The 16,344-nt window shown below is 48.3% G+C and carries 10 protein-coding genes, 2 rRNA genes and 1 riboswitch; of the genes, 1 reads left to right on the top strand and 11 read right to left on the bottom strand.

The window, feature by feature from the left end; genetic code table 11:
• Nucleotides 1–276 precede the first annotated feature (276 nt).
• The 7 genes from purB to AC1S8V_RS03850 all read right to left on the bottom strand — a co-directional run bounded on the left by purB (nt 277) and on the right by AC1S8V_RS03850 (nt 7,199).
• Complete coding sequence (purB, locus tag AC1S8V_RS03880) at nt 277–1,575, bottom strand: adenylosuccinate lyase (protein ID WP_047840491.1); 1,299 nt, start codon at nt 1,573–1,575, stop codon at nt 277–279.
• Complete coding sequence (gene purK, locus AC1S8V_RS03875) at nt 1,572–2,774, bottom strand: 5-(carboxyamino)imidazole ribonucleotide synthase (RefSeq protein ID WP_482072502.1); 1,203 nt, start codon at nt 2,772–2,774, stop codon at nt 1,572–1,574. Before purK ends, purB begins: the two co-directional genes overlap by 4 nt.
• Complete coding sequence (gene purE, locus AC1S8V_RS03870; RefSeq protein WP_145326161.1) at nt 2,771–3,256, bottom strand: 5-(carboxyamino)imidazole ribonucleotide mutase; 486 nt, start codon at nt 3,254–3,256, stop codon at nt 2,771–2,773. The genes purK and purE overlap by 4 nt, the downstream gene beginning before the upstream one ends.
• A gap of 193 nt (nt 3,257–3,449) precedes the next feature.
• Nucleotides 3,450–3,551, bottom strand: a riboswitch (purine riboswitch).
• Between the two features lie 269 nt (nt 3,552–3,820).
• Complete coding sequence (locus tag AC1S8V_RS03865; RefSeq protein ID WP_105405782.1) at nt 3,821–4,255, bottom strand: universal stress protein; 435 nt, start codon at nt 4,253–4,255, stop codon at nt 3,821–3,823.
• Between the two features lie 190 nt (nt 4,256–4,445).
• Nucleotides 4,446–4,709: a DUF1294 domain-containing protein gene (locus tag AC1S8V_RS03860; protein WP_221818707.1), complete on the bottom strand. Its 264-nt coding sequence runs from the start codon at nt 4,707–4,709 to the stop codon at nt 4,446–4,448.
• A gap of 127 nt (nt 4,710–4,836) precedes the next feature.
• Nucleotides 4,837–4,974, bottom strand: a complete 138-nt coding sequence (locus AC1S8V_RS03855; protein WP_017690703.1) for a hypothetical protein — start codon at nt 4,972–4,974, stop codon at nt 4,837–4,839.
• Nucleotides 4,975–5,069: 95 nt separating this feature from the next.
• Nucleotides 5,070–7,199: a DNA topoisomerase III gene (locus AC1S8V_RS03850; protein WP_482072501.1), complete on the bottom strand. Its 2,130-nt coding sequence runs from the start codon at nt 7,197–7,199 to the stop codon at nt 5,070–5,072.
• A 372-nt stretch (nt 7,200–7,571) separates the two neighbouring features.
• On the opposite strand from AC1S8V_RS03850, the gene AC1S8V_RS03845 reads away from it, so the two are divergent.
• Complete coding sequence (locus AC1S8V_RS03845; protein ID WP_482072500.1) at nt 7,572–9,506, top strand: amidase family protein; 1,935 nt, start codon at nt 7,572–7,574, stop codon at nt 9,504–9,506.
• A 174-nt stretch (nt 9,507–9,680) separates the two neighbouring features.
• Here AC1S8V_RS03845 and AC1S8V_RS03840 read toward each other — a convergent pair whose 3' ends face one another.
• From AC1S8V_RS03840 to AC1S8V_RS03825, 4 genes are all read right to left on the bottom strand, one after another.
• Complete coding sequence (locus tag AC1S8V_RS03840; protein ID WP_482072499.1) at nt 9,681–10,688, bottom strand: beta-ketoacyl-ACP synthase 3; 1,008 nt, start codon at nt 10,686–10,688, stop codon at nt 9,681–9,683.
• Between the two features lie 442 nt (nt 10,689–11,130).
• Nucleotides 11,131–12,627, bottom strand: coding sequence for an alpha/beta hydrolase family protein (locus tag AC1S8V_RS03835; RefSeq protein WP_482072498.1), 1,497 nt, complete (start codon nt 12,625–12,627; stop codon nt 11,131–11,133).
• A gap of 360 nt (nt 12,628–12,987) precedes the next feature.
• A 5S ribosomal RNA gene (gene rrf / locus AC1S8V_RS03830) occupies nt 12,988–13,104 on the bottom strand.
• Between the two features lie 139 nt (nt 13,105–13,243).
• Nucleotides 13,244–16,171 (bottom strand): 23S ribosomal RNA (locus tag AC1S8V_RS03825).
• Nucleotides 16,172–16,344: the final 173 nt, after the last annotated feature.

Raw genomic sequence — 16,344 nt, 5'->3', positions numbered from 1 at the left:
GGAGATGTAAAATATAAGTTCAATTCCCCTAATCACGCGGGCCACTCCGAATGCAGAACAACCTTTCGATCGCTGTTATTCCCGGATTTTTTGATCTCACTTTTAAATGGTTAAAATCCGGGAATAAAGGCGAACGCTTCGCTTCTCCAGGTTTTTTCTGCCTTCTCCGTTCCAGCGTGAACACATAATCAACCTATATCTTAGTTAGTAATTAATTTTTTACTAATGTGCGTTCCCTGCTAGTCCATCATTCTGCGCTATAGCCTTATTGAAGTATTAGTCGTTCAAGCCGAGCTTTTTGAAGATCGTGTCCACGTGCTTCAGGTGCCATGACGGGTTGAACGCATCTGCGATTTCTTCTTCGTTCAGCACTTCCGTGATTTCCGGTGTGGATTTCACGATATCCTGAAACTGGCGTTGTTCTTCCCATGCTTGCATCGCACGTGGTTGAACGGTATCGTACGCTTGCTCGCGGCTGAAACCTTTGTCGATCAGCTTCGTCATGATGCGACCGGAGAATGGTACCCCGTAGGTACGCTCCATATTGCGTTTCATGTTTTCAGGGAATACCGTCAGGTTCTTCACGATGTTGCCAAAACGGTTCAGCATGTAGTTCAGCAGCATCGTTGCATCCGGCAGAATGATACGTTCTACGGAAGAATGTGAGATGTCGCGCTCATGCCAGAGTGTTACGTTCTCGTATGCGGATACCATGTGTCCACGAATGACGCGGGACAGGCCGGAGATGTTTTCACTACCGATTGGGTTACGCTTATGCGGCATCGCAGAAGATCCTTTTTGACCTTTAGCAAATGCTTCTTCCACTTCACGGAACTCACTCTTCTGCAGTGCACGTACCTCTGTAGCGAACTTGTCCAGGGACGTTGCGATCAACGCCAGTGTAGCCATATACTCCGCGTGACGGTCACGTTGCAATGTTTGAGTCGAGATCGGCGCAGGCTTCGTACCCAGCTTCTCGCAGACAAACTCTTCGACAAACGGATCGATATTCGCATACGTTCCTACTGCACCTGAGATTTTGCCGTATTGTACATTGTCTGCGGCATGACGGAAACGCTCCAGGTTCCGTTTCATCTCTTCATGCCACAACGCCATTTTTAGTCCGAATGTTGTTGGCTCTGCATGTACCCCATGTGTACGTCCCATCATTGGTGTGTGCTGATAAGCCAGTGCTTTTTCACGAAGAATTTCAATGAAATTCACGATATCCTTTTCCAGAATCTCATTCGCTTGACGCAGTACATAACCCAGAGCCGTATCCACGACATCTGTGGAAGTCAGTCCGTAGTGCACCCATTTCCGCTCTGCACCCAGACTTTCAGATACCGTACGTGTAAATGCGATAACGTCATGACGTGTCTCCTGTTCAATCTCATAGATGCGGTCGATGTCAAAAGATGCGTTCTGACGAAGCAATGCCGCTTCTTCCTTAGGAATTACACCCAGTTCGGCCCACGCCTCACATGCACAAATTTCAACTTCCAGCCACGATTGGAATTTGTTCTCTTCTGTCCAGATGGCTCTCATTTCGGGTCTGCTATAACGTTCAATCATGAATTTGTATTCCTCCAGAGATTAGTTTGTTCAATCCATTGTAATCCTTCTTCAACATCCTGACAGAGCAGATTCACATGCCCCATCTTCCGTCCTGTTTTCGCTTCGGCTTTACCATATATGTGAAGCTTGGGAATCACTCCGAGCTCTATCGCTTCCGCATCAGGTTGCCCTGTTCTGGCGATAATGCCTTCCAGATGTTCTCCAAGCACATTGACCATAACGACCGGACTCAATAACGAAGTGTCCCCGAGTGGTAATCCGCAGATGGCACGGATATGTTGTTCGAACTGAGAAGTCGCACAGGCTTCCATCGTATAGTGACCAGAATTATGCGGTCTTGGTGCCAGTTCGTTGACGTACAGTCTTCCATCCGCCGCTACAAACAGTTCCACAGCCAGTAGCCCAACAGCCTTCATCGATTCTGCCACTGCTGCTGCCAGCTTTTGCGCTTCAATCTGGATGTCTGCGGCAACTCTAGCCGGTACAATTGAAGCATGCAAAATGTTATTTACATGAATGTTCTCCGCTGGCGGGAACGTCTTGATCTCCCCACTTGTACTACGCGCTACAACGACCGATATCTCGCATTCAAACTTAATGAATTGCTCCAGCACCAGTTCCGCACCAGTAGCTGCAAGTTCTTCGTATGCCGCAACAGCCTGACTCGCTTCCCGGATTACCCGTTGGCCTTTGCCATCGTAACCTCCAGTCACCGTCTTCAGTACACATGGAACGCCAAGTTCACTTACAGCTGCAAGCATTGTATCCGCACTTGTGATCTCACGATAAGGCGCAACTCTTACCCCGGCGGCTTCAATCGCCCGTTTTTCACGCAACCGATGTTGTGTGGTGTACAATAACGCGCTTCCTTGCGGAACGTAGGACTCACGTTCGAGCAGCGCAGCGACTTCTGCATCCACATTCTCAAATTCATACGTAATGACATCGCATTGCCGAGCTAGCTCAAGCGCAGCTTTTACATCGTCATATCCTGCTTCGATCTGACGAGCAATCTGACCACAAGGTGCATCCGAGGCGGGATCAAGAGTAACAAATCGATAACCCATTGCCGTTCCTGCGAGCGTCATCATACGTCCGAGCTGTCCGCCTCCAAGAATGCCGATGGTTGTCTTCCCGGGCAGCAGAACTTGCTGTAATTCTCCTGCTACACCGGATTGGTTCCCGACTCTACTCATAGTTCTTCACTGCTTTCGAGTACTTCTTGTTTGATACGCTCTCTGCGAGCTTCAGAGCGACGTTGGACATCCGGGTCAAAAGCACCAATCATCTGAGCTGCGAGCAGCCCTGCATTGGTTGCTCCTGCCTTGCCAATTGCCACAGTTGCAACGGGAATTCCGCCAGGCATCTGAACAATGGACAACAAGGAATCGAGACCGTTCAATGCTTTGGACTGAACAGGAACGCCAATGACCGGAAGCATCGTTTTGGCTGCAACCATTCCGGGTAGATGTGCCGCCCCGCCTGCACCTGCAATGATCACCTTGAATCCCCGATCAATCGCTTGCTCTGCGTATTCAAACATCAAATCCGGTGTACGATGGGCGGAGACCACCTTTTTCTCATACCCAATCTCCAGCTCGTCCAGCACCTCGCACGCATATTTCATCGTTTCCCAATCCGACTTGCTGCCCATAATTACAGCGACTTGCAGTGACATGAATACATCCAACTCCCGTCTGAGCTTTTTTGATTACATCTGGTATTCAGGAATTCATTTTACGTGTGAAATGAAAAAATCCGCTACCCGCGAAAACATCACATTTTCTTCGGACACCGGACTCCAAGAAATACGTATCCCTCATTTGGACATGCCAAAAGGGGGCTTGCTGTCCGCATCTGGTTGCATGCGACTCTCAGCCGTATCTCCTCGTAGTCCGGAAATTTACGGTTCCCGGGTAGATACTTCCGGGCCCTATTCCCGGCGTTATACGAGCAAATATCTATTCAAACCATCTTCATTCGTTTTGTAATATCTTGTTACACATTTCGTTCCTACTCGACCTTATTCTTACCTGATCGACACATCTAACATTCTAACAATCCCCTACAGCTAATGTCAACTTAAAGACGAACATTTAACATATTGACAAATATAATGTTCGGGAATTACCGCAAGACTTTGGCTTAGCTATCCATTTCACCCCATAAAAGAAAGCCGGCTCCTCTTCAATCTCTCGAAGACAACCGGCTTCCTGCTTTTAGTGTGAACACACTTTATCCTTTATTTTACGATAAGTACGGGAACCTGAGCATGCTGTACTACATTGTGACTGACACTACCCAGAACAAATTCTCGAATACCGCCCAGTCCGCGGCTACCAATGATAATGATATCGGAATCATTCTCTTTGGCAAAATCAAGCAATACTTCCGCAGCTGCCCCTTGAATCAGATCCACATTGGCCGTTACACCAGCAGCCTGAATTCGTTCTTTCGCTTCATCTGTCGTCTGTACTGCCAGATTGTAGTAGTCATTATTAAGTGAAGGTGGCAGTGGAGCCAACCCCTCACCAATAAATATACGTGGGAAATCAAAAGCATGAATGACATCTAATACAGCATCGGGAGATACTTTAGCTAGCTCAATTGCACGATCAAGTGCTTTATTTGAAGCTTTGGAACCATCATAAGCCACTAATATTTTGGAAAATAACATGTAAATCCCGTCCCTTCCTTTATATGTAGAACACGCGAAGCAAGCTTCGGTCTGACATGCAATAAACGAACAGAACCATATAATTCCTTAAACGTTCCTATGCCACAATGAACCATTCATAAGAATATATTTACATATTATGCGGGCTGACGACTACCATTTACTTCAACTAAAATTCATCTCCATGAATTCATTGAATAAAGTAACCATAGATTACGGCATTCAGGAACAACAACAACGGAATGCCAATGGTGAAGCTGGGATGTTTGGTTTTATGCCTTTTCCGATACATCGCGATCCAGACTCCCAGAGCACCGCCTATAAACGCAAGCAAGAATAACGTCCGTTCGGGTGTACGATCACGACGTTGTTGTGCACGCTTCTTATCATCCGACATCACCAGATAACCAACTACATTAATAAATAAAAACCACAAGATAAGTCCAGTTTGCATAAAATTCTAGCGGTCCCCCTATCCCGGGACATCTCCCTGTCTCCATTATAATCCTCATCAGAGACATGTTCAACGCACCGGGTAGGGAACCGCAAGTTTTTGTAAGAACGCTAACCACACTATGACTCTAGGACTCCTGTTTTGGAATACCGTTCAGGCTTGGTGCTCTTTTGGCTGCTTTGTCCGGACGCACAGCGATACTCTCTTCCCTAATACTGTCTTTGTTTTGCTGATTATGGATTTTCTCTGGCTTGTTATGCGGCATATGGGTATCACCTCCTTGGCTTACGTTGCCTGAAAACAGAGGATCTTATACCGCGTTACATGCGTGATGCGATCTGCGCTAACTCAGAGCTTGCTCTACTTTCCCTTTTTCTCCATAGCCGCCTTTAGCAGATCTCCAAGGTTAGACCCAATGGACTCCTGCTTTGCATATTGTTTCACCAGCTTTTGCTGATCCCGTTTGTTCACATGCTGTTTGTCCTTATCCAATGTTTCTGTAATACCGCATGGCAGACATTGCACGTATAGCCCCGCCTTGCCTTCTTTGATTTCCATCTTTTTGTGGCACTGCGCACAACGTCGGTTGGATAACCTTTTCTCTGCCGAACGACGATAACCGCAGTCCTCGGTATGACATACAAGGAATTTGCCACGCTTGCCCTTCTTCTCCAGTAATCGTGCATTACAGTCCGGGCAATGGCTATTCGACACATTATGTGGCTTATACTCCGCTTTGCTTCCTTTCACCGTAGACACAAGCTCTTTCGCCATAGAACGGATGCTATCCAGGAATGGTCCCGGTTTCCCTTGCCCACGAGCGATGCGTTCCAATTCAGCTTCCCAGCGGGCAGTTAGATCCGGTGTACGCAGCTGTGGGGCAGCCAGCTCAATCAACTGTTTTCCTTTGCCGGTTGGATGCAAGCTATTACCTTGACGATCAATGGTATCGGAACTAACCAGCTTCTCAATAATATCTGCTCGTGTCGCCGGAGTACCCAGCCCATACTTCTCCATTTGGGATAGCAAAGCAGCTTCGGTATACCGTTTGGGCGGTATCGTCTGGCCACTTTTAATATGACAACGCTGAACTGTCACAGACTGTCCTTGCTGCACATCTGGCAAAAGCGCACGCTCATGGCCTGCTGCATCGTCAGCATGGTCATCGTCATCATCACTGTAATCGCCGCCGTATACTTCACGCCATCCACTTTCTTTCACCGTTGTACCTTTGACATGGAATGAATCATTCCCTACCTGAACCGTAATCGCAACCGAATCATACTTCGCTGCCGGATAGAACAGGCTGATAAAACGACGTACGATCAGATCGTACAATTTGCGTTCCTCCGGGTTCAATTGATTCAGAAGCACCGTCTGCTCCGTTGGGATAATCGCATGGTGATCGGTCACTTTGCTGTCATCCACAATACGTTTGGTGATATTCAGATTTTTGCGCAGCAAAGGACGTGCAAGAGACGCATAAGGCCCAATGGCAACACTGTCCAGCCGTTCCTTCAACGTTGCTGTCATATCCGAAGTCAGGTATCGGCTGTCCGTACGCGGATATGTCACAAGCTTGTGCTGTTCATACAGACGTTGCAGGACGTTTGATGTTTGCTTCGCCGAGAAACCGTATTTCCTGTTGGCATCCCGTTGCAGTTCCGTCAGGTCATATGCCAGTGGATGTGGTTCTACCTTCTCGCTTTTCTTCACTTGAGCAATCGTGCCCTTGCGCCCGTCTACCCGTTTCTTTAATTCCTGGGTTTCTTGAGGGTCGAAGATTCGTGAATCTCCCCCAGCTGCCCGCCACACTGCCTGAAAACCTCCCAAATCTGCCGTTAACGTCTCATACTCCTGCGAACGGAAACCGTTAATTTCATTTTCCCTGTCCATAATCATGCCCAAGGTTGGCGTCTGAACCCGCCCAGCAGATAACTGCGCTTTGAAACGAACGGTAAGTGCACGGGTCACATTAAGTCCAATCATCCAGTCGGCTTCCGCCCGGCAACGTGCTGATTCATAGAGACGGTCGAACTGACTGCCTGGCTTCAGCGATGCAAATCCGTCTTTGATCGCCTTATCCGTCTGGGAAGAAATCCACAGGCGTTTAAAAGTTTTTTTCCACCCCGCCATCTGCATGATCCAACGGGCCAACAATTCTCCCTCACGGGCCGCATCCGTCGCAATGACTAGCTCACCTACATCCTGACGCTTCATCAGCTGCTGCACCGCTTTATATTGATGGTTGGTCTCTTTAAGTACCTTCAGTTTCGTACGGTCTGGCAGAATTGGCAAGTCCTCCAGATTCCATGTTGCATACTTCTTATCGTAATCCTCCGGCTCAGCTAATCCAACCAGATGCCCAAGTGCCCAGGTAACGATATATTTCGGGCCCTCCATATAACTTTTATGTTTATCACGCGCACCCATGACTCTGGCTATTTCGCGTGCTACAGATGGTTTTTCTGCGAGTACCAATGTCTTCACTTCATATCTCTTCCTCTCTGGTGGAACGTTATGTCTCTTTTATTCCTATCTTTTCATTATATCATTTCGCGGTAAAGGTATGCTCTGTCATCTCTACTTCCTAATCTACTCGCATCCTGAAACCTCATGTTTAGTCAACATGTCAAATACACGTTATGTTTAATTACATAAGAGTGTTTAATAGTTTTCCTGAGCTCACGTAAATAGAAGCATGAATAAGATTTTATCCGGATGAGTATTGATGTATACGTTTTTTTGGATAAATCTAAGCATTGTAAGATTACCTAACATAACTATACAATGTGTCAAAAGCATAGAAACAGAATCGCTGCTAACACACATCAATGGGACACACGAAGGGAGCGTGGATGCATGACTTATCATGGATCTGTATTGAAAAAAAGTGGGGCTTTGTTATTGGCAGGAGCTGTTGTTGCCACAACATGGGGAGGAACGGTACCATCGGCATCAGCCGCAACGGCAACGCCTACGAGCAAAACTACGGTTGCAGCTGTAACCGCAGGTAAAGCGCCTGCTACTGCCGCAGCATTTGCTAAGGCCATGGAAGAAGCCGCAACACTTGCAGGTGTTCCTTTTACCATGGACAAGCTCTCTGGCTCAAGCGTACAACGTAAAGATGCTGCGGTCGCCTTGCAACAATGGCTCGAACTTGAGTCTGCTTCCGAATCATTCAAAGATGTTCCAGATCAAGCTTCCTACGCGGGTGCTGTAGGTGCATTGAATACCGCAGGTTTAATGAAAGGTTATACAGAATCCCTCTTTCTTCCAAACGCTGTACTTACCGAGAAGGACCTCTATATATTGAAAGACCGCATTTATAACTACATAAAACCGTTTGTCCTGGAGGAAGCAACCATCATGGATCTCCAGGCCGCAATGACGCAAGGAAAACTAACATCGAAAGAGCTGGTTCAGAAATATCTGGACCGCATTGAAAAATACGATGATCAAGGTGTAAGCATCAACGCGGTATTAACACTGAACCCAGATGCGCTGAAAATTGCGGAGCAATTGGATGAAGAACGTGCAGCTCAAGGTGCTCGTGGACCTCTGCATGGCGTTCCGATTCTGGTCAAAGATAACTTTGATACCAACGATATGCCGACAACCGCAGGCTGTATCTGTCTGAAAGATTCCATTCCTGCTCACGATGCTGAACAAGTGAAGAAGCTCAAAGCAGCTGGTGCCATTATTTTGGGCAAAACAAACCTGCATGAATTCGCATTTGGCATCACGACATCCAGCTCACTGGGTGGACAAACGCTGAACCCTTACGCTCTGGACCACTATCCAGGTGGCTCAAGCGGTGGAACAGGGGCTGCCATTGCATCTAACTTTGCTGCAGCCGGCATGGGTACAGATACTGGCGGTTCGATCCGAATCCCGTCCAGCTTCAACAGCCTCGTGGGTATCCGTCCAACCATCGGACTGTCCAGCCGTGAAGGCATTATCCCCTTGGCTTTGACACAGGATGTCGGTGGACCTATGGCTCGTACCGTAAGTGATGCCGCAATCATGCTGGATGCTACAGCCGGCTATGACAAAAAGGATGTGACTACAGCTTACGCAGTTGGAAAAATCCCTACCAGCTATACAGACTTCTTGGATGTGAACGGATTGAAAGGTGCACGCATTGGTGTGGCCACAGAACTCATCCCAAGCACCAAAGCCGAAGAAAAAGCCGTAGCTGACGTGATCAACACAGCTGTGGAAGAACTGAAGTCACTGGGCGCTACCGCAGTTCCCATTTCCATCCCCAACTTGACTGAGATCAACAAATACCCAAGCCTTAGTGGATATGAATTCAAGTTCCAACTGAATGACTATCTGGACTCATTGGGTGCAGATGCTCCATATCACACTCTGTCCGAGATCATCGCTTCCGAAGAGTTCGACAAGTCCCAAGAGCAATCCATGAAGACGCGGGATGCACGCCAAACACTCGAGACTACCGAATATAAGGACATTGTTCTGAAGCGTACCCAAGTTACACGTGAGTCCCTGCTGAAAGTTATGGCGGACAACAACCTGGATGCCATCATCTATCCTACGTCTACACAGGCTGCTGGTGTTATTGGTGAAGGGCAATCATCAGGTGGTAATAACCGACTAAGTCCTTTCTCCGGCTTCCCGGCGATCACGGTCCCTGCTGGTTTCACAACCGATGGTTTACCTGTAGGTATGGAATTCCTGGGTCGTGCCTTTGATGAAGGAACCTTGATCAAGCTGGCTTACAGCTACGAACAAGGAACTCATCACCGCCAAGCACCTACGCTTACGCCATAAAATATTTACGGGATTAAGCAATTCCGGTTAACACAAAAAATAGATGCAATCATATCACTTTTTTAAAACGAGTTACCCCATAAAAGAGACCACCTTCTTCATGACTACATGAAGTTTGGGTGGTCTCTTTTATGTTCTCTATTTATTTTTGTGTTGCATACAGTCGTATGTTACTCATTCCTGAACCTTGTCCGGCACACCCCATTTCAGCACCAGACCTGCGTACGTCAGACCACCGCCAAAGCCAAAGAGAGCTACGCTCTGTCCTTCTTTCAATTTCCCTTCATCCACTGCAAGCTGTAAAGCAAGCGGAATGGAAGCAGCAGATGTGTTACCACGATACTCGACACTGGTTAAAGTACGTTCCAAAGGAACCGGACCACGTTCGCAAACAGCCTCAATCATTCTCATATTGGCACTATGCGGGACAAACCAGTCAATCTGGTCAGGGCTTAATTCAGCTTTTGTTATCAGCTTATCCAATTGCTCTGGGATCGTCCGTACAGCCCACTTATAAATCTCTCGCCCATTCTGAACAAGGCATCCCTCACCCTGTAAAGGCACACCATTCATCTCTGAAGACAGACCACTCTTATAGAGATGTACACCGCCTTCTCCATGTGTACCTGATACGGCTGCCATAAAGTCACCTTCTTCAGCCGCTGAGCTCTCCACCAAAAAAGCTCCAGCTCCGTCACCAAACAATACACAAGTCGTACGGTCTGTGTAATCCGTAATTTTGGACAACGTCTCTGCTCCAATAACCAGTACTTTACGGTACATTCCACTGGTCACCAGACTGTCGGCTAGCTGTAGCCCGTAAGTAAAACCTGCACATGCAGCATTTAAATCCAGTACGCCGGTGTGTGGGATTTTTAGGTTGGCCTGTACCCGGGATGCCGTGCTTGGGAAGGCATATTCAGGTGTGCTTGTAGCCACAAGGATCATGTCCACATCTTCTACACTTACTTGGTAACGGCGGATCATGTCTTCTACAGCCTTGGTAGCCAAGTCAGATACAAATTGATCTTCAGCTGCAATTCGCCGTTCTCTCATGCCTGTACGTTGCACAATCCATTCGTCACTTGTCTCGACCAATTTCTCCAGATCAGCATTCGTTAATATTCGATCCGGTACATACGTCCCCATTGCCGTGATGGTTGCCTTTGATTGATGATTCATACCGGTAGTCACCTCTTTTGTTTTTTATCATTATAGCACTAACTTCTAGTACTTGGTACTAATTTGTGAGAAGACAGCTCAATTCTTTGCGAAATATAATAGATGTAATCTCCTTGCTCCGCATAACAAGTTTCAAGTTGAATGTAAATCATGATGAGCCGTTCTGGGACGCGGTCAACAGCATCATCGAATTCCGCGGCAATTGAACCGAGCCATCTCCACACCTCAGAGTCAATCTTGCCTTCAAAGTAAAATACAAGATACATCTGTTTGTGGAAGGATGGAAGCAGCGTTCAAGAGCGTTCAACACTAACTTGTGCCCGACTGCTGGACTGTAGTTGTGTCCTGGCATAATGGGCAGCCACGCTTGAGGAAACGGATACGATATCACATAGAGAACAGGCTATCGCAGAATCGGCAGCCTGTTCTGTAATTATAATAGCTAGTTTACGAACTTCACCTCCGGAAAGCGGCTATCCGGTCCTTTCATTAAGTTTCCGCCTTGATTTTTCAGATACATATCGAAGAAATCCAGCATATAGGCATTGATAACGGAGTTCGCTCTTTCGGGCGCAATTTTCCCCGTAATTCCCAGCATGTTGAAAATCGGAGAAATGAACTGTACATCGGCAAAATTCAAATGCTCCGTATTATCGATATAGAGGACTTGTCCCCCTTCGTCGACCGTTTCGAGCATCCGTTCAAGCTCTAACTTTTTATCTTCCGTTACTTGATCCTCCCACTCTCTTGTCGAGCCCATACGGTTGAGCTCTGCATCCGTGTAGACCCGGTTATCCAACACCCTTTTTAATTTTTCGGAATAGCTTTCCGAGTTGATGAACAAAAACGGCTTTCGCAGCCCCTCTCTTTCACGCAGTCGATAAAGCCCTCCATCTAAGTCTATTCCAACCGTGATTCTCGGATCGTAAGAAGCATCATAGGCCGTCGCTCCGCCTATGGAATGACCGAACACCCCGACATGACCGAGATCGATCCTCCCTTTTAGATGACTTGGAATCTGCCCCGATTGAATGAGCTCGAATTGGTCCAGCGCAAATGCCACATCTTCGGTTAAAACTTTTCCCAACTTGTCTCGAACTCCCCTTCCCGTCCGGTAATCATGATCGGGCGAGAATAAGTTGTCGGTTGTGCTGGTCGTGATTCGACCGTCCGGAAACTTGGTCGCAAATGTATTGTAGGTGTGGTCGATCACAGCCACGATATATCCGTGACTCGCGAGATTTTCGGCTTGCGACGTGTGGAGGAACTTGGAAGATCCGTTTCCGGGATTTGCAAGGATCAACGGGTATGAGGCCTGTTCCGAAGAGACTTTGCCCCCCGAATATGAATGACTGGATACATACTTCAGGTGTTGAAAAGTAAACCCGGGAAGACCAAAGTTCTCCCCCATATAAGATAAAATCCGGGTATCAGGGATAAAGGAAGCGTACTCCCCAGTGCCGGCTTCAGTCGGATACCATACCTGAACCATCAATTCTCTCTTGCCCGTCGCGGTTTTTCCAAATGTCTCCTCTCGGTTAAGATCAACGAAATGGAAGACTTGCGTACCTACCTTCAACTTGCCGGTTGGCGCCGGAAGGTCGAATACGGGAAACACATAGTTAAGGCACGCTGTTGCGATTAACCCAATCACAATTAAAAGGGGACCCAGCACTCTACGGATTCGCGAGGTAGTCCGTACGGCTTTCTGCGTTATGAAAACATCTATAATTGAAAGCATAAGCATCAGGATCGTAAATCCGTATAAAAATAAAAGCTGAACCCTGTATCCTTCGACAAGAAGATGTATCACTAAAAAAATGGAGCCTGCTCCGCTTGTCAGGAGCAAAGCAGATCTCCTGATACGTTGATTGAAAATAAATGGGATTGCCAACAAAAAAACACTTGAAAAGAACAGCAGTATTTCAAAAAGTCTCACGCCAACTCCCCCTATAAAAATTAATCCCAGCAATGGATAGGATTAATATACAGGAGCAGCAAGATTGATACCTATTGATCTAGATTACAATCGCCTTACACTCTTGTAAGATTGTTGTAAGTTGCCTACGATGGGGCAGAAAACAGCATGTTATGTGCTGGCTTCTTCCTTTCGGCAAGATTAGTTTGTTTGTTCATCTATCAAGTATGTATCCAGGTTGCTGGTTAAGTGCACATCTGGATATCTAAGGTGAATGGGTAATAAAAAAACAGCCCGTCAAATCTGAGCTGTTCCTAATTTCATAGATCCAATTAGACAAAAATAAAAACCACCACCGAATAACATCGGCAGTGGTTCTTTGCTTGGCGGCGTCCTACTCTCCCAGGACCCTGCGGTCCAAGTACCATCGGCGCTAGAGGGCTTAACGGTCGTGTTCGGGATGGGTACGTGTGGAACCCCTCCGCCATCGCCACCAAACGGGCATTTGTATAACAAATGCGTTCGCGTTCCATTCGGTCCGGGCACGGCTGTGTGGATGAATGGTTCAGCGCATCTTCAGAGTGTTGTTCTCTGAAAACTAGATTCGAAACGAAACCTACGAATTACAACTTGCATATTGGATAAGCCCTCGACCGATTAGTACTGGTCAGCTCCATGCATTGCTGCACTTCCACCCCCAGCCTATCTACCTCGTCGTCTTCAAGGGGTCTTACATACTGGGAAATCTCATCTTGAGGGGGGCTTCACGCTTAGATGCTTTCAGCGTTTATCCCTTCCGTACATAGCTACCCAGCGGTGCTCCTGGCGGAACAACTGGTACACCAGCGGTACGTCCATCCCGGTCCTCTCGTACTAAGGACAGCTCCTCTCAAATTTCCTACGCCCACGACAGATAGGGACCGAACTGTCTCACGACGTTCTGAACCCAGCTCGCGTACCGCTTTAATGGGCGAACAGCCCAACCCTTGGGACCTACTTCAGCCCCAGGATGCGATGAGCCGACATCGAGGTGCCAAACCTCCCCGTCGATGTGGACTCTTGGGGGAGATAAGCCTGTTATCCCCAGGGTAGCTTTTATCCGTTGAGCGATGGCCCTTCCATGCGGTACCACCGGATCACTAAGCCCGACTTTCGTCCCTGCTCGACTTGTAGGTCTCGCAGTCAAGCTCCCTTATGCCTTTGCACTCTTCGAATGATTTCCAACCATTCTGAGGGAACCTTTGGGCGCCTCCGTTACTCTTTAGGAGGCGACCGCCCCAGTCAAACTGCCCACCTGACACTGTCCCCGCACCGGTTTACGGTACCAGGTTAGAACCTAGATACGATCAGGGTGGTATCCCAACGTTGCCTCCACAGAAGCTGGCGCTCCTGCTTCAAAGGCTCCCACCTATCCTGTACAGATCGTACCCAAATTCAATATCAAGCTGCAGTAAAGCTCCATGGGGTCTTTCCGTCTTGTCGCGGGTAACCTGCATCTTCACAGGTATTAAAATTTCACCGGATCTCTCGTTGAGACAGCGCCCAAGTCGTTACGCCATTCGTGCGGGTCAGAATTTACCTGACAAGGAATTTCGCTACCTTAGGACCGTTATAGTTACGGCCGCCGTTTACTGGGGCTTCGGTTCACAGCTTCGGGATTGCTCCCTAACCACTCCCCTTAACCTTCCAGCACCGGGCAGGCGTCAGCCCGTATACTTCGCCTTACGGCTTCGCACAGACCTGTGTTTTTGCTAAACAGTCGCTTGGGCCTTTTCACTGCGGCCCCCTCGTGCTATTCACACTACCGGGGCACCCCTTCTCCCGAAGTTACGGGGTCATTTTGCCGAGTTCCTTAACGAGAGTTCTTCCGCGCGCCTTAGAATACTCTTCTCGCCTACCTGTGTCGGTTTGCGGTACGGGCACCATCACCTGGCTAGAGGCTTTTCTTGGCAGTGTGAGATCATGACCTTCGCTACTGTAATTTTCACTCCCCATCACAGCTCAGCCTTACGATGTGCGGATTTGCCTACACATCAGCCTTACTGCTTAGACGGACATCCATCAGTCCGCGTCACTACCCTACTGCGTCCCCCCATTGCTCATAACGGCTTACGGTGGTACAGGAATTTCGACCTGTTGTCCTTCGACTACGCCTTTCGGCCTCGCCTTAGGTCCCGACTTACCCTGAGCGGACGAGCCTTCCTCAGGAACCCTTAGGCTTTCGGCGGATCAGATTCTCACTGATCTTTTCGTTACTCATACCGGCATTCTCACTTGTATAATGTCCAGCGCTCCTTACGGTACACCTTCAACCCTTATACAACGCTCCCCTACCCCTGATGCAAAGCATCAAGCCATAGCTTCGGTGGTGTGTTTAGCCCCGTTACATTTTCGGCGCAGAGTCACTCGACCAGTGAGCTATTACGCACTCTTTCAATGGTGGCTGCTTCTAAGCCAACATCCTGGTTGTCTGTGCAACTCCACATCCTTTCCCACTTAACACACACTTGGGGACCTTAGCTGATGGTCTGGGCTGTTTCCCTTTTGACAATGGATCTTAGCACTCACTGTCTGACTCCCGGAAGTAAGTCTATGGCATTCGGAGTTTGACTGAGCTTGGTAACCCTTGCGGGCCCCGCACCCAATCAGTGCTCTACCTCCACGACTCTGTTTTCCGAGGCTAGCCCTAAAGCTATTTCGGGGAGAACCAGCTATCTCCGAGTTCGATTGGAATTTCTCCGCTACCCCCACCTCATCCCCGCATTTTTCAACATGCGTGGGTTCGGGCCTCCAGTGCGTGTTACCGCACCTTCACCCTGGACAGGGGTAGATCACCCGGTTTCGGGTCTACGTCCACGTACTCACTCGCCCTATTCAGACTCGCTTTCGCTGCGGCTCCGGCTCTTCACCTTAACCTTGCACGGGAACGTAACTCGCCGGTTCATTCTACAAAAGGCACGCCATCACCCCTAAAACGGGCTCTGACTTTTTGTAAGCACACGGTTTCAGGTTCTATTTCACTCCCCTTCCGGGGTGCTTTTCACCTTTCCCTCACGGTACTGCTTCACTATCGGTCGCTAGGAAGTATTTAGCCTTGGCAGATGGTCCTGCCGGATTCATACGGGGTTTCACGTGCCCCGCACTACTCGGGATCCGTCTCGGAGGGAACCAACTTTCAATTACAGGGCTTTTACCTTCTTTGGCGGGCCTTTCCAGACCTCTTCGCTTAACCGGTTCCTTTGTAACTCCATGTGAGACGTCCCACAACCCCAGAGAGCAAGCTCTCTGGTTTGGGCTTCTCCGCGTTCGCTCGCCGCTACTGACGGAATCACTATTGTTTTCTCTTCCTCAGGGTACTTAGATGTTTCAGTTCCCCTGGTATGCCTCTGCACAACCTATGTATTCAGTTGTGAGTAACTGGAAATTACCCCAGCTGGGTTTCCCCATTCGGACACCCCCGGATCAAAGCTTGCTTACAGCTCCCCGAGGCAGTTTCGTTGTTCGCCACGTCCTTCATCGGCTCCTAGCGCCTAGGCATCCTCCGTGTGCTCTTAGTAGCTTAACCATTGCGCTCGTGTTCGAGCTGTCGCTCCGCTTGGTTTGGACTGTGTCCAAATCCAAAAGTCGCTCCATTTCGATCACTCGCTCCAGCAATCTACCGTTTTTATTGAAACTTGTTTTAACACAAGTTCAGCTAAAAAGGAATGTTCTAATTCGCGTTTGTTTCGTTTCGATATC

This window comes from Paenibacillus sp. B46(2026) (assembly GCF_056786355.1).
This window is presented reverse-complemented; position numbering and strand designations above follow the sequence as displayed.

Excerpts from the sequence above, each read along its gene's own strand:
- purB (WP_047840491.1), bottom strand. The coding sequence starts at position 1,575 with ATGATTGAACGTTATAGCAGACCCGAAATGAGAGCCATCTGGACAGAA.
- purK (WP_482072502.1), bottom strand. The coding sequence starts at position 2,774 with ATGAGTAGAGTCGGGAACCAATCCGGTGTAGCAGGAGAATTACAGCAA.
- purE (WP_145326161.1), bottom strand. The coding sequence starts at position 3,256 with ATGTCACTGCAAGTCGCTGTAATTATGGGCAGCAAGTCGGATTGGGAA.
- AC1S8V_RS03865 (WP_105405782.1), bottom strand. The coding sequence starts at position 4,255 with ATGTTATTTTCCAAAATATTAGTGGCTTATGATGGTTCCAAAGCTTCA.
- AC1S8V_RS03860 (WP_221818707.1), bottom strand. The coding sequence starts at position 4,709 with ATGCAAACTGGACTTATCTTGTGGTTTTTATTTATTAATGTAGTTGGT.
- AC1S8V_RS03855 (WP_017690703.1), bottom strand. The coding sequence starts at position 4,974 with ATGCCGCATAACAAGCCAGAGAAAATCCATAATCAGCAAAACAAAGAC.
- AC1S8V_RS03845 (WP_482072500.1), top strand. The coding sequence starts at position 7,572 with ATGACTTATCATGGATCTGTATTGAAAAAAAGTGGGGCTTTGTTATTG.
- AC1S8V_RS03840 (WP_482072499.1), bottom strand. The coding sequence starts at position 10,688 with ATGAATCATCAATCAAAGGCAACCATCACGGCAATGGGGACGTATGTA.